Origin of the sequence: Nocardioides zeae, assembly GCF_030818655.1 — a bacterium.
In the GTDB taxonomy this organism is placed as follows: domain Bacteria; phylum Actinomycetota; class Actinomycetes; order Propionibacteriales; family Nocardioidaceae; genus Nocardioides; species Nocardioides zeae_A.
The window spans coordinates 3,607,750-3,621,646 of record NZ_JAUTAN010000001.1; the positions used below are offsets into that span (position 1 = coordinate 3,607,750).

The following is a 13,897-nucleotide window of genomic DNA, read 5'->3' on the forward strand; positions in this document are numbered from 1 at the left end:
GCCACACCCTAGCGCGAGGAAATGCGGACGGGGCCGGCCCCCGGAGAGGGAGCCGGCCCCGTCGGGGCGCATCCGATCAGGCGATGAAGTCGCCGAGCTCGCGCAGCAGCGCGGCCTTCGGCTTGGCGCCGACGATCGTCTTGACGACCTCGCCGCCCTGGTAGACGTTGAGCGTCGGGATGCCCGTGACGCGGTACGTCGAGGGGGTCACCGGGTTCTCGTCCACGTTCATCTTGACGAACGTGATCTTGTCGCCGTGCTCCTTGGCGATCTCGTCGAGGATCGGCGAGACCTGGCGGCACGGACCGCACCACTCGGCCCAGAAGTCGACCAGGACGGGCTTCTCGGACTTCAGGACCTGCGCCTCGAACTCGGCGTCGGTCACGGCGGCGATGTCAGCCACGGTGCTACCTCTCTTCTGTCGGGGGAACGTGGGGATGGAACGTCGGTCGGGGTCGAATCCTTCCCGCGCCGGTGTCAGAGACCGGCGGTCTGCACGACCTCGGAGACGGCGGCCTCGGCCGCGACGGCGTCCTGCGCCTGCTGCGCGGTGGCGGCCGTGTGGTCGAGGTCGGCGATGTAGCGCTCGGCGTCGAGGGCCGCCGCGCAGCCGGTGCCGGCCGCGGTGATCGCCTGGCGGTAGTGGTGGTCCACCAGGTCGCCCGCGGCGAAGACGCCGGGCACGTTGGTCGCGGTTGACGGGTGCTGCACGAGCACGTAGCCCTCGTCGTCGAGGTCCACCTGGCCGCCGAGCAGCTCCGAGCGGGGGTCGTGGCCGATCGCGACGAACAGGCCGGTGACCGCCAGGGGACGCGTGTCGCCCGTGACCGTGTCGCGCAGGGTCACGCTCTCCAGCTTGTCGCTGCCGTTGATCTCGGCGACCTCGGAGTTCCAGACGATCTCGAGCTTCGGGTCGGCGAGCGCGCGCTCGGCCATGATCGCGGAGGCGCGGAGCTCGTCACGGCGGTGGATCAGGTAGACCTTCGACGCGAACCGGGTGAGGAAGGTGGCCTCCTCGACAGCGGAGTCACCGCCGCCGACGACCGCGATCTCCTGGTTGCGGAAGAAGAACCCGTCGCACGTCGCACACCACGACACACCCTTGCCGGAGAACAGGTCCTCCTTGTCGAGCCCCAGCTTCCGGTAGCCCGAGCCCATGGCGAGCACGACCGAGCGGGCCGTGTACGTCGCGGTCTCGGTGCGCACGACCTTGATGTCGCCGGTCAGGTCGACCTCGACGACGTCGTCCGGGATGAGCTCGGCGCCGAAGCGCTCGGCCTGCGCGCGCATCTCGTCCATGAGGGCCGGGCCCATGATGCCGTCACGGAACCCGGGGAAGTTCTCCACCTCGGTGGTGTTCATGAGCGCGCCACCGGCGGTCACCGACCCCTCGAAGACGAGCGGGCTGAGGTTGGCCCGCGCGGCGTACACCGCCGCGGTGTAACCCGAGGGACCGGAGCCGATCACGATGACGTTGCGCGGCTCGGACGCGGTGCTGGCGGTCGAGGTGGACTGGTCGGTCATGGAAATGCGACTCCTGGGATGGATGCGGTGGCGAGGGCGTGCCCTCCACGGTGCTCAACCGATGGTAGGGCAGGGAGATTCCCCGGCCACGTCCCTGCGCGGAGGGCGACCACGCCGGGTCACCGCACGGGGTCACTCCGCGCCGTACTGCTCCTCCTGACGCGGCTCACCGTCGCAGCCGAGCACCCGTACGGCGGCGCCGCCGGGCGTCGGGGTGACCTCCACGACGACGTTCTCGCCGTCGAGCTCGGAGACCACGCCGACGGCCCCGTCCGCGGGTTCCGCGCCGCAGCCCGTGGGGACGGCTGGCTCCGGGTCCGCGGCGACGCGTCCGAGGAGCCCGGCGAGGTCGTCGTCGAGGGAGCTGCTGCTCAGCGTGCGGCCGTCGCCGTCGAGCAGGGTGCCGTCGTACGCCGCGAGACCGCCCGCCGCGGCGACGATGCGGTCCTCGGCGGTCGGGGGCGGCAGCGCGGACGCGCCGGGCTCCTCCTCCTCCGGGTTGCCCTCGGGCGAGGGCTGCTGGGGCAGCTGACCCGCCCCGGGGGCGCCCTCGGACTGCCCGCCGGAGTCGAACGACGTCGCGTCGTCGCCGGAGCCGCCCAGCCGGGGCACGGCGACCCCGCCGACGCCGACCACCACGACCGCGGCCGCGGCGGCCAGGAGCAGGGACCCGCGGCGCCGGCGACGCTGGGCGGCGAGGTCGATGGGCGCGTCGCCGCCGGGGCGCGGCGGCAGCGCGGGCGGGGCGACCGGCGCGGTGCTGCCCCCGCGCTCGGCCCGCAGCCCGGCCAGCGTCGCGTCGAGCCGTGCGGCCACCGCGGGCGGGACGGGTTCGTCGTGGCGCGCCTCGGCGAGCAGACGACGCACGGCCGCCGCGGTCGCCGGGTCGAGGACCGGGTCGGGACCGGTCTCGTCGGGAGTGTCGGGCGTCTCGGGGGGCATGTCACCTCCTCGTCGGTCGTGCCGGGGCGGGTCGTCGGGCTCTCGGGTCGGGGGTCAGGGCGCAGCGGTCGGTGGGCCGCGCGGATCGCCCGGTGATGGGACGTCGGCCGACGCCCACCGGTTCCCGGCGGCCGGGAGGCCCGGTGGCTCGTCCGTGGCAACCAGGTCGGCGAGCAGCTCGGCGAGCCGCGCGCGACCGCGCGCGCAGCGGGACTTCACGGTGCCGACCGCGCAGTCGAGGATCGCGGCGGCCTCGGCCACCGCGTACCCCTCCATGTCGACCAGCACCAGCGCGGCCCGCTGCTCGGCGCCGAGCTGTCCCAGCGCGCTCAGCACCCGTGCCCGACGGTCGCCGGCGAGCGCGAGATCCGCCGGGTCGTCGGGCGGGCGCGGCACGACGGCGGGCGACGCGTCCGAGCGCACCACGGCGCCCCGGCGCGAGGGGTCGTCGAGGTCGTCGGGCAACGGGTCTGCCGCCCGCACCTTGGCGGCCCGGATCCGGTCGAGGCAGGCGTTGACGACGACCCGGTGCAGCCACGTCGTGACGGCGCTGTCGCCACGGAAGGAGCCGGCCCGCCGGTACGCCGCGACCATCCCGTCCTGCAGGCCGTCGGCCGCGTCCTCGGGGTTGCCCGTCGTGCGCAGCGCCACCGCCCACAACCGGTCCCGGTGCCGTGCGAAGAGCACGCCGAAGGCGTCCGGATCACCGGCGACGTGGGCCGCCAGCAGGGCGCGGTCGTCCGCGTCGTGCCCCTCCGGCTCCCCCGGGACCGGCGTCCTCACCCGAGGACCTGCACCTCGGCGATCTCGCCCCGGAAGCCGCCGGAGACGCTGGGCAGGGAGGTGAGCCAGACCGTGACGTACTGCCCGGTCGTGCCCTCGGCGAGGTCGATCGTGCCCTCCTCGCCCGTGATGTCGGCGCTGCCGGCGGCCTCGAGGTCCTCGACGGAGGTCACGGGGTCGGCCGTCACGTAGACGGACACCGACGTCGGCGACCCGGTGAGGTCGAGCCGCACCTGGCGGAGGTTCTGCGCCGTGCCCAGGTCGAGCTGGAGACCCACGCCGCTCTTGAGGCCGCTGGGGCCGAGCTGCTGGCGGTAGGTCAGCGTGTTCCAGGAGGTCGCGGGGTCGCCGTCGAGCGCGTTCGGGACGCTGTCGTCGTTCTCCTCGCCGTTCCCGTCCGGGGGCGGGTCGAACGGCACGGCCGTGATGCCGGTGATCGGCGTCGGGGCCGACGAGGGCAGGGGGGACGAGGGGGAGTCGGAGGACGCCGTGCTGCCCGAGCCCCCGCCGTCGTCGGAGGAGGAGCCGAGGATCTGGTAGGCCAGCGCGACCACGAGGAGCAGGGCGACGAGGGCGCCGAGGAACCCGGCGAGCTGGAGCCACGTGCGTCCCGGCTTCTCGTTGCGCCGGGCGCCGGGCTCCCGCACGGGGTGCGGGATCACCGCGCCGGTCGTGTGCCCCGTGGCCCACGGCCAGTAGTCGTCGCTGCCGGACCCGTTCCCGGCGGCGGCCGGGGCGGTCGGCGACGACGTCGCCGCGGACTCGGCGGCCGCGCGGCGGCGCCGGGCCTCGATCTCCTCGGGCGTCTCCGGGGCGAACAGCGGGCGCTCGGGCGGCGGCTCGAAGTCCGGCGGGGGCGGCGGCGGCTCGGCGCGCTTCGCCAGCCAGGAGACCTCGTCGGCCTCCTCGTCGAAGATGGGCACCCCGGCCTGCGTCGGCACGTCACCCGTGGACGCGGCGCGCGCACGGGCAGGGGCCGGCTGGTCGGCGGACCCGGCGGCGGGCTCCTCCGCCGGAGCGGCGGCCGCGCCGGAGTCCCCGGACTCGCCGGACTCCGCGGGCAGCACGGGGCGCACCGCGGTGCCGCCGTCGAGGGGGTCGTGGGCCGGAGGCGTGGTGGTCGCTCCCTCGACCGCCATCGCGGCGACGGGGGCCACGGCGGGCGCGCTCGGGGTGCTCGGGCCGGCGGCCGGTCGCGCGTCGTGCGGCAGCACCGGCGGCAGGGGGTCGAGCAGCTCGGGCGGCAGCGTCGGCAGACCGCTCGTCGCGGTCGACCCGCGCTCGGCCTCGGCCGCGGCCATGCTGGCGGGGTCGCCGACGTACTCCCGCAGGTAGTCCGCGATCCCGCGCGCCGTCGCGAGGTCGTACGGCGCGCGCGGGGGCGCGTCGGCGTTGAGGACGTCGTCGCAGAGCTCGTCGAGCACGCGGGGGATGCCCGCCCGCACTTGGCGGGGCCGCAGCACGGAGCCGTTCTCCAGCGGCGCCGCCGGCATCTCGGACGGGGAGCGTCCGGGCCAGCGACCGGTGAGGCCCGCGTAGAGCAGGCTGACGAGCTCGTGGACGTCCCCGCGCTCGTCGGCGGTCGGCAGGCCCTTGAGGGCGGCGTCGACCTGCGCGCCGACGATCCGCACGGTGCCGGAGAGGTCGACGATGATGTTCTCGGGGACGAGGCGGCCGTGGCAGACGCCGGCGGCGTGGGCGGCGGCCATGGCGCCCGCGACCTCGCCGACGAGCCAGGCGGCCCGCCGCGGCGCGAGGGGCGCGTGCTGGAGCATGAGCTGGAGGCTCGTGCCGGTGCCCCACTCCGTCACCACGTAGGTGACGCCGTTCTTCACCTCGGCGTCGAGCACGCGGAGGAAGCGGCGGTCGGTGAGGCGGGCACAGCCGCGGGCGGCGTCGAGCAGCACCTCGGCCCGGGGGGTGCCCGACGGGATGACGTGGACGGAGACGTGGCGTCCGAGCACGCGGTCGTGGGCCCGCCAGAAGCGGCCGTCACCGGTCTCGCTGAGCAGGTCGATCAGCAGGTAACGGTTGGCCAGCACGTCACCCGGCCGGATCGTCGTCGGCATGCCACCCCCTCCGGTGCTGGGCCTGTGCTCGGCCCGGGTCGGGCCACGCGTCCGCTCGTGGGCACATCGTAGGCCGCCGCCGTCAATCGTGGGTCAGCGGCGTCGAGCGGGCCGCACGCGTCGCACGACGGCGTCCACGACCTCGTTGACCTCGTCGATCCGCAGGAGACGGGCGAGGAGCACGACGGTCCCGCCGAGCACCGAGGCGAGCAGGCCGAGCGTCACGATCGCCTCGAGCTTCGCCGATCCGAGGGCCAGGTGGTCCTCCAGCAGCAGCCGCAGCCCCCACGCCAGCGCCGAGGCGAGGCCGACGGCCACCAGCAGGCGTGCGCCGAACCCGAGGGTCCGTGCGGTGCCGAGGCCTCCGACGGTGCGGGAGAGGACGGAGTACGAGACGAGCGCACCCGCGCCGTACGCCACGCCGTAGGCGACGACGAGCGCCGGCACCGTGTCCTGGGCGCTGGCCCGGCTCACCAGCAGCAGCGCGACGCTGACGTTGACCGCCGCGATGACGCACTGGATCCAGAAGACGCGCCGCGTCTGCTCGAGGGCGTAGAACCCGCGCAGCATCATGTAGTGCACCGTGAACAGCACGATGGCGGGCGCGAACAGCACGAGGGTCGGGATGAAGTCGTCGAAGGTGTCCCGTGCGGCGCCGTACCCCCAGATGACGTTGGCGAGGCTGGGGGCGGAGACGGCGACGATGGCCGCGGCCGGTACGACGAAGGAGAGCGTCGTGCGCAGTGTCGCCGCCAGCGTGGTCGCCAGGCCGCCCAGGTCACGATCGGCGGCGGCGGCCGAGAGGCGCGGCAGGATCGCGGTCGTGAGGGACACCGTCACCACGGAGTGCGGGACCATGATGATGAGCAGCGCGTTGGAGTAGACCGTGTAGCCGGTGCCGTCCTCGCCCGCGGTCGTGCCGCTCGAGGCGAGGCGCACGACGACGGTGTAGGCCGCCTGGTTGACCACGACGAACGCGATCGTCCAGGTCGCCAGCCTGAAGGTGTGGCCGAGACCGGTGCCGAGGAAGTCGAAGCGCGGCCGGAGGCTGACCCCCGCCTTGCGCAGGTAGGGCAGCAGGATCGCGAACTGGGCCACGATGCCCAGCGTCGAGCCGATGCCGAGCAGCAGCTCCTGGTTCGCCGAGAAGGCCGAGTCGAGCGCGTCGGGGGCGACCGGGCCGAAGACGACGAGGTAGACGACGAGCACCGCCACCGAGATGACGTTGTTGGCGATCGGCGCCCACATCATCGGGCCGAACCGGCCGCGCGCGTTCAGGATCTGCCCGAGCAGCACGAACATGCCGTAGAAGAACACCTGCGGGAGGCAGTAGCGCGCGAACGCGACGGCGGACTCCCGTTGCTCGACCAGCTCGGCGCCGTCGAACTTGCCGTCCAGGTAGATCGACATCACCCAGGGGGCGGCCACCACCAGCAGGACCGTCACCGTGCCGAGGAAGAGGACGGCGAGCGTGACGATCCGGTTGACGTACGCCGCGCCGCGGTCCTCGTCGTTCTTGAGCGCCCGCACGAGCTGGGGCACGAGCACGGCGTTGAACACGCCGCCCGCCAGCAGGATGTAGACCATGTTCGGGATCGTGTTGGCGATCGTGAAGATGTCGGCGTGGAGCTTCGTGCCCAGCGCGGCGGCCAGCAGGATGCCCCGCACGTAGCCGCTGAGCCGCGACACGATCGTGCCGGCGGCCATGATCGCGCTCGAGCCGAGCACGGCGGAGCTCGTGCCGGCGCTGCCCGCCGGCTCCTCCGCGGGCTCCTCCGGCGGTTCCTTCCCCGAGGTGGTCGTCGACCGTCCGCCGCCGACCACGGCCGCCACCGCGTCGGCGTGCTTCGGGTGCCGCGCGGTGCCGTCGGGGGTGAGCACGGGGAACGTCGTCGTGCCGTCGGGCACGGTGTCGAACGTCGTGCCCTGGCCGCCGGTGGGGATCGTGTCGTAGAGCGGGTTGAGCACCGGCGGCGGCAGCGGGTCGGGCGTCGCGTCCGCGGGACCCGGGGCGCGGTGGCGCGCGCCGGAGCCGAGGGGGTCGTCGTGGCTCACGCGTGTTCCTCGCTGCCGGTGGGGCCGTGGGGGGGCGGCGCGGGGGCCTGGGGGTCGGCCTGGGCGTCGGCCTGGGCGTCGGCGTCGTCGTCCGGCCGGGAGACCGCGGCGACCGAGGCCGGGGTGGAGATGCGCCGGCGGGGGCGGCCGCGGTACCACCACAGCGTCGCCCCGACCAGCAGCACCGTGGCGCCGATGATGATCGCCCAGATGATGTCGCTGACGGCCGCCGAGCGGACGGGCACGGCGACGGCGCCGCCCAGCGCCGTACCGGTCTCGTCGACGACGCGCACGTCGACGTCGTACACGCCGAGGCGGTGCATCGTCACCGTCATCCGCACGCTGGCGCTCCCGCCGGCCGGCACCTCGACCGGACCGGACGGTGCGACGGTGACCCGCCGGCTCTCGTCGCCGCGGAGCTCGACGACGACGGGCTGGTCGAGGCCGTTGACGACCCGGACGTTGAAGTCGCCGTCGTCGCCGGAGAGCGTGATGGTGGGCGGTGCCTCGACCGTGACGCTGGCGAGGAGGCCCTGCACCTGCTCGATCTGGTCGCGCACGCCGGAGCGCACGCGGGCGAGGTCGCCGCGGTGCTCGTAGGACAGCACGGCTGCGGCCGCTCGCTCGGTCTGGCTCCGCACCGCGTCGGTCTCGGGGAGGATCGAGTCGAGCCGCGAGCCCCGCGTCACGAGCGACCGCGACAGCACGAACAGGTCGTCCGGGAGCGCCTGGGCGGGGTCGACCTCGGTGGCCAGGTCGGCGAGACCGGTCGCGACGGGCTCGGCGTCGACCGCGGTCGCGAGGTCGGTGAGCGGCACCGAGCGGAGCCACCCGGTGGTGAGGCCCCGGGTCGGGGTGCCGGCGTCGCCCGGGTTCCACAGCGCCGGGAGCAGCACGGCCCGCTCCTGCGTGGCACCTTCCTCGTCGGCGAGCGCGCCCGCCACCATCGTGGCCGCGAGCCGCTGACGCAGCAGCACGCCGGAGGTGCGGTCGCCCGGGGCGGGCCCACCCTCGGCGACGGCGTCGTCGACGACGACCACCTGACGTCCGTCGGCCTCGGCGTGCGGCGCGGCCGCCGACAGGCCCTCGGGAGCGTCCGCGCCGAGCTCGCCGTCGCCCACGAGCACGACGACGTCGTCCTCGAGCGCGTCGACGACCCCCGTGGGCAGGCCCTCGCCCCGCGGTGCGACCGCCGGGGTGCCCTCGAGGCCGTAGCGGTCGAGGGCGTCGTCCGCGAGCAGCCGGGCGCGACCGTAGGCGACCGGGTCGTGGAGGGCGGCGGCGCCGAGGTCGACGTCGCCGTAGGGCAGCACGAGCAGGTCCCCGGCCGTCGCGGCGGCCAGCACGTCCTCCAGCCAGGAGGCTGCGGCCGCGGCCAGGGGACCGTCGGCCACCTGCAGGTCGCCCGTGTCACCCCCCACCGAACCGGGGTCGGTGGCGTCGTCGCTCGGCTCCTCCGTGGCGTCGGTGCCGGTCGAGCCCGGGTCGTCCGGCTCCTCCTCCGGCTCCTCCTCGGGGTCCGACGTCGGCGCCAGGGAGCGCGCCGGGTTGCCCTCCGCGAGGCGCCGCGCGACGTCGAGCAGGGCGGGGTCGAGCAGGATCGACGTCGGGCCGGCGCCGGAGTCGGGGTCGATCACGTCGGCGATCCGCCGCAGCCGCCCACCGTCGCCGAGCTGCACCGCCCAGGCCTCGGGGTCGGCGATGCTGCCGTCCGCGGCGTACCGGACGGGGGCGCGGAGCGGGACGACGACGCTGGCGCGGCCGGCGGTGTCCGCCGCCCGGCCGCGGTCGAGGAGCGGCAGGAAGGTGCGGGCGCGGCCGACGGCGTTGCCGCTGCGCGTGCCGTCGCCGTCGGCACCGAGGGCGTGCACGCCCAGCCAGTACACGCCGGGGGCACCGCTGATCTGGAGCTGCTCGATGGGGAGGTCGAGGCGGTAGGGGCGGGTCTCGCCCGGGGCGAGGCGCGTGACCGACTCGTCGAACAGGCCGTCCACCAGGAGGCGCTCCCCGATGAAGGAGAGCGGGTCGGAGTCGGCCGCGGCCTCGAGCTCGGCCTCGGTGGTGAGCGGCGCGCTCGAGGTGACGGGGAAGATCTGCAGGTCCGTCCACGTCTCGTCCGAGGCGTTGGTCACGGTGCCCGTGACCGTCACCACCGTGCCCGGGGCGAGGACGCCCACGTCGGGGGTCACCCCGTCGATGGTCACGGTGAGCGGGGTGCCGGTCTCCTCGTCGGCCAGGGCCGGGCCCGCGGCGGGCCCGACCGCCCCGGCGGGGCCCGCAACCAGCGTCGACAGCGGCCCCAGCAGCACGGCGAGCACGAGCAGCAGCGCGGCGAGCCTCGGGGAGGTCGTCGCGCGGAGCGGCGACGCGTCCCGATCGAGCATGGACCGATGCTAGGGCAGCCGCGCTTCCGGTCGGGATTCCGTCGCGCCCGCGCGGCGGGGCCGGAGGGCGCCGATGACATAGGGTGATCGGTCGTGTCGCCCGATGGTCTCGAGTCCTCCCCGGCCGTCCCCGCGACGACGCCGGACGCCCCCACGCCGCCCCTCTCGATGGTCGAGGTGCAGCAGCGCGTGAGCAGCGAGCTGGAGCGGATCGGCGTGGTCGTCGACGAGCTCGGCGAGCGCTTCGAGGCGGCTGGCCACTCGCTCCACCTTGTCGGCGGTCCCGTGCGCGACGCCATGCTCGGGCGCCTCCAGAACGACCTCGACTTCACGACGTCGGCCCACCCCGACGCCGTCGAGCGCCTCCTCAAGGGCTGGGCGGAGGCCGTCTGGGACATCGGGCGGGCGTTCGGCACGATCGGCTGCCGCAAGGGCGACTGGACGATCGAGATCACGACGTTCCGCTCCGAGGCCTACAGCGCGGACTCCCGCAAGCCCGAGGTCGCCTACGGCACCGACCTCGTCGGCGACCTCGGCCGCCGCGACTTCACCGTCAACGCCATGGCCGTCTCCGTGCCGGGGCGGGTCTTCGAGGACCCCTTCGGCGGGATCGGCGACCTCGCCCACCGCGTGCTGCGCACGCCGGGCCGCCCGGAGGACTCGTTCTCCGACGACCCCCTGCGGATGATGCGGGCCGCCCGCTTCGCGGCGCAGCTCGGCTTCGACGTGGCGCCCGACGTCGTGGCCGCGATGACGGCGATGGCCGAGCGCATCGACGTCATCTCCGCCGAGCGGGTGCGCGACGAGCTCGTGAAGCTCGTGTGCGCGCCGTACCCCCGCCGGGGCCTGGCCCTCCTCGTCGAGACCGGCCTGGCCGCCCGCGTGCTCCCCGAGCTGCCCGCCCTGCAGCTCGAGCGCGACGAGCACCACCGGCACAAGGACGTCTACGAGCACTCGCTGACCGTGCTCGAGCAGTCGATGGACCTCGAGGAGCGGCTCGCCGCCCCGGACGGCCCGGGCACGCCCGACTTCATCGTGCGCTTCGCCGCGCTCGTGCACGACATCGGCAAGCCGCGCACGCGGCGGTTCCTCGAGGACGGCTCCGTCACCTTCCACCACCACGACGTGGTGGGTGCCAAGCTCGTGCGCAAGCGCATGAAGGCGCTCCGCTTCTCCGGCGAGCAGATCGACGCGGTCAGCAAGCTGGTGGAGCTGCACCTGCGCTTCCACGGGTACGGCGACGGCGGGTGGACCGACAGCGCCGTCCGCCGCTACGTGCGGGACGCGGGCGACCAGCTCCAGCGCCTCCACATCCTCACGCGCGCCGACTGCACGACGCGGAACCGGCGGAAGGCCGAGCGGCTGCGCCGCACGTACGACGACCTCGAGCGCCGCATCGGCGAGCTGGCCGAGCAGGAGGAGCTCGACGCCATGCGGCCCGACCTCGACGGCAACCAAATCATGGGGATCCTCGGGATCGGCCCCGGCCGCGACGTCGGCGAGGCCTACAAGTTCCTGCTCGAGCAGCGCATGGACCACGGCCCGCAGGACCCGGCGACCGCCGAGGCCGCGCTGCGCGCGTGGTGGGCCGAGCGCCAGGGCTGAGGCTCCGACCCTTGCCTTGTTGACGCGCGTTCATTAGCGTCGGGGGGTCCCCTCCCCCGACCGCGACGGAGCCCGCCGTGACCGCAGCACCCACCTCGACCGAGCTCGAGGCCACCATCGACATCGACGCGTCCCCCGCCCAGGTGTGGGCGCTGGTCTCCGACCTGCCCCGGCAGGCCGAGTTCAGCGACCAGGTCGTGCGCACGTTCGTGCCCGGCGGGGTGCGGCTCGGCGCCACGATGGTCAACCTGAACCGGCAGGGCTGGAAGTTCTGGCCGACCACCGCGAAGGTCGTGCGCTTCGACCCCCAGCGCGAGATCGCGTTCCGCGTGCGGGAGAACCGCACCGTGTGGTCCTACCGGCTCGTGCCCTCCGACGGCGGTACGACGCTGGTCCACCGCCGCGAGACCCCCGACGGCATCTCCGGGGTGTCGCTCAACCTCACGAAGTACGTGCTCGGCGGCGTTCCGGGCTTCACGCGCGCGCTGCAGGAGGGCATGCAGCAGACGCTGGCGCGGATCAAGCGGACCGCGGAGGCCTGATCGCTGTCCTGCTGGGGTAGGAACCTCCGTCATGAGAAGCGAACTCTTCGCCAAGGAGAACCTGCCCCAGCAGAGCGGTGACCGCTACCTGCTCCAGAACCCCCAGACGCTGCGCGTCGGCCTCGGCCCCGACGTCCTTGCAGCGAAGGGGTCGATGATCGCCTACCGCGGCAACGTCACCTTCGACCACGAGGGCGCCGGCAGCATCGGCAAGCTCGCGAAGAAGGTGTTCACGAGCGAGAACCTCGCCCTCATGCGGGTGCGCGGCCAGGGCGAGGTCTACTTCGCGGAGTCGGCGGGCTACGTCAACCTGCTGCACCTCGAGAACGAGGGCATCTCGATCAACTCCCGCAACCTGCTGGCCTTCGACGCCGACCTGCAGTGGGACATCAACCGCACCAAGGGCGCGGGCATGATGGGCGCGGGTCTCTTCAACACCACGATCGGCGGCACCGGCACGGTCGCGATCGTGGCCGTCGGGCTCGTCACGGTGCTCGACGCCTCGCAGGGCCCGGTCTACGTCGACTCCGACGCCGCCGTCTGCTGGTCGGCCAACCTGGCACCGGGCGTCCACAACTCGATGAACGCCAAGTCGCTGCTGCGCGGCGGCACGGGCGAGGCGCTGCAGTACGTCTTCCACGGCCCCGGGTTCGTCGTCATCCAGGCCTACGAGTGGGCGCCGGTGCCCACCTCGTGACCCGCCCCTGACCCGGCTCCGCTCCGGTACGACGAACGCCCCGCGACCTCGGTGAGGTCGCGGGGCGTTCGCGTGGAACGGGGTGGATCGGGGTGGATCGCGGTCGTTCAGGGGTGCGGGGAGGTCACTCCTCGCCGCGGATGAACGCCTCCACGCGACGACGACCCTCGTCGTCCGGCAGCTGCACCGGCGGGGACTTCATCAGGTAGGACGACGCGGAGATGATCGGGCCACCGATGCCGCGGTCCTTGGCGATCTTCGCGGCGCGGATGGCGTCGATGATGATGCCGGCCGAGTTCGGGGAGTCCCACACCTCGAGCTTGTACTCCAGGTTGATGGGGGCGTCGCCGAACGCGCGGCCCTCGAGGCGCACGTAGGCCCACTTGCGGTCGTCGAGCCACGCCACGTAGTCCGAGGGACCGATGTGGACGTTCTTGTCGTGGACCTTGCCGGCCAGGCTGCCGGTGAGGTTGGACGTGACGGCCTGCGTCTTCGAGACCTTCTTCGACTCCAGGCGCTCGCGCTCGAGCATGTTCTTGAAGTCCATGTTGCCGCCGACGTTGAGCTGGTAGGTGCGGTCCAGCGTCACGCCACGGTCCTCGAACAGCTTCGCCATCACGCGGTGCGTGATGGTGGCGCCGACCTGGCTCTTGATGTCGTCGCCGACGATCGGGACGCCCGCGGCGCGGAACTTCTCCGCCCACTCCGGGTCGGAGGCGATGAAGACGGGGAGCGCGTTGACGAACGCGACGCCGGCGTCGATGGCCGCCTGGGCGTAGAACTTGTCCGCCTCCTCGGAGCCCACCGGGAGGTAGGACACCATGACGTCGGCCTTCGTGTCCTTGAGCACCTGGACGACGTCGACCGGCTCGGCGTCGGACACCTCGATGGTCTCGCCGTAGTACTTGCCGATGCCGTCGAGCGTCGGGCCGCGCTGCACCGTGACGCCGGTGGGCGGCACGTCGCAGATCTTGATGGTGTTGTTCTCGCTGGCCTGCGTCGCCTCGGCCAGGTCGAAGCCGACCTTCTTGGCGTCGACGTCGAAGGCGGCGACGAACTCCACGTCGGCGACGTGGTAGTCACCGAAGACGACGTGCATGAGCCCCGGGACGGTGCCTGCGGGATCGGCGTCCTTGTAGTACTCGACGCCCTGGACCAGGGAGGTGGCGCAGTTGCCGACTCCCACGATCGCTACTCGAACCGAACCCATGGGGCTCTCCTCACTTGCTCTTCCTGGTTGGACAGGTCTGGATGTGTCGCTGCTGGCGGTGCTGCGGTGCGTGCTGCTGCGGAGCG

Annotated in this window: 11 protein-coding genes; 3 read left to right on the top strand and 8 right to left on the bottom strand. The window is 73.8% G+C overall.

What is annotated here, in order from left to right; genetic code table 11:
- Positions 1 to 76: 76 nt before the first annotated feature.
- From trxA to QE405_RS17135, 7 genes are all read right to left on the bottom strand, one after another.
- Entirely contained in the window at positions 77 to 403 is a 327-nt protein-coding gene (gene trxA / locus QE405_RS17105; RefSeq protein WP_307202948.1) for a thioredoxin, read from the bottom strand.
- A gap of 74 nt (positions 404 to 477) precedes the next feature.
- Positions 478 to 1,524, bottom strand: a complete 1,047-nt coding sequence (gene trxB / locus QE405_RS17110) for a thioredoxin-disulfide reductase (RefSeq protein ID WP_307202950.1) — start codon at positions 1,522 to 1,524, stop codon at positions 478 to 480.
- A gap of 132 nt (positions 1,525 to 1,656) precedes the next feature.
- Positions 1,657 to 2,466: a hypothetical protein gene (locus QE405_RS17115; RefSeq protein ID WP_307202952.1), complete on the bottom strand. Its 810-nt coding sequence runs from the start codon at positions 2,464 to 2,466 to the stop codon at positions 1,657 to 1,659.
- 54 nt (positions 2,467 to 2,520) lie between these two features.
- Positions 2,521 to 3,249 carry an RNA polymerase sigma factor SigM gene (sigM, locus tag QE405_RS17120; protein ID WP_307202954.1) on the bottom strand — a complete coding sequence of 243 codons (729 nt, stop codon included), beginning with the start codon at positions 3,247 to 3,249 and terminating at the stop codon, positions 2,521 to 2,523.
- Positions 3,246 to 5,318, bottom strand: a complete 2,073-nt coding sequence (locus QE405_RS17125) for a protein kinase family protein (RefSeq protein ID WP_307202955.1) — start codon at positions 5,316 to 5,318, stop codon at positions 3,246 to 3,248. The genes sigM and QE405_RS17125 overlap by 4 nt, the downstream gene beginning before the upstream one ends.
- Before the next feature lie 93 nt (positions 5,319 to 5,411).
- On the bottom strand, positions 5,412 to 7,373 hold the full coding sequence (murJ, locus tag QE405_RS17130) for a murein biosynthesis integral membrane protein MurJ (protein ID WP_307202957.1): 1,962 nt from the start codon (positions 7,371 to 7,373) through the stop codon (positions 5,412 to 5,414).
- Positions 7,370 to 9,757 (bottom strand): DUF6049 family protein, encoded by a 2,388-nt coding sequence (locus tag QE405_RS17135; RefSeq protein WP_307202959.1) that lies wholly within the window; start codon positions 9,755 to 9,757, stop codon positions 7,370 to 7,372. Before QE405_RS17135 ends, murJ begins: the two co-directional genes overlap by 4 nt.
- Positions 9,758 to 9,925: 168 nt before the next feature.
- Between QE405_RS17135 and QE405_RS17140 the strand changes: the two genes are divergently transcribed.
- The 3 genes from QE405_RS17140 to QE405_RS17150 all read left to right on the top strand — a co-directional run bounded on the left by QE405_RS17140 (position 9,926) and on the right by QE405_RS17150 (position 12,601).
- Positions 9,926 to 11,362, top strand: coding sequence for a CCA tRNA nucleotidyltransferase (locus tag QE405_RS17140; protein WP_307205909.1), 1,437 nt, complete (start codon positions 9,926 to 9,928; stop codon positions 11,360 to 11,362).
- A 77-nt stretch (positions 11,363 to 11,439) separates the two neighbouring features.
- Complete coding sequence (locus tag QE405_RS17145; RefSeq protein ID WP_307202961.1) at positions 11,440 to 11,904, top strand: SRPBCC family protein; 465 nt, start codon at positions 11,440 to 11,442, stop codon at positions 11,902 to 11,904.
- A gap of 31 nt (positions 11,905 to 11,935) precedes the next feature.
- The gene (locus QE405_RS17150) at positions 11,936 to 12,601 is read left to right on the top strand and encodes an AIM24 family protein (protein WP_307202963.1); all 666 of its coding nucleotides are present in this window, start codon (positions 11,936 to 11,938) and stop codon (positions 12,599 to 12,601) included.
- A 124-nt stretch (positions 12,602 to 12,725) separates the two neighbouring features.
- Here QE405_RS17150 and QE405_RS17155 read toward each other — a convergent pair whose 3' ends face one another.
- Entirely contained in the window at positions 12,726 to 13,811 is a 1,086-nt protein-coding gene (locus tag QE405_RS17155; protein ID WP_307202965.1) for an inositol-3-phosphate synthase, read from the bottom strand.
- Positions 13,812 to 13,897: the final 86 nt, after the last annotated feature.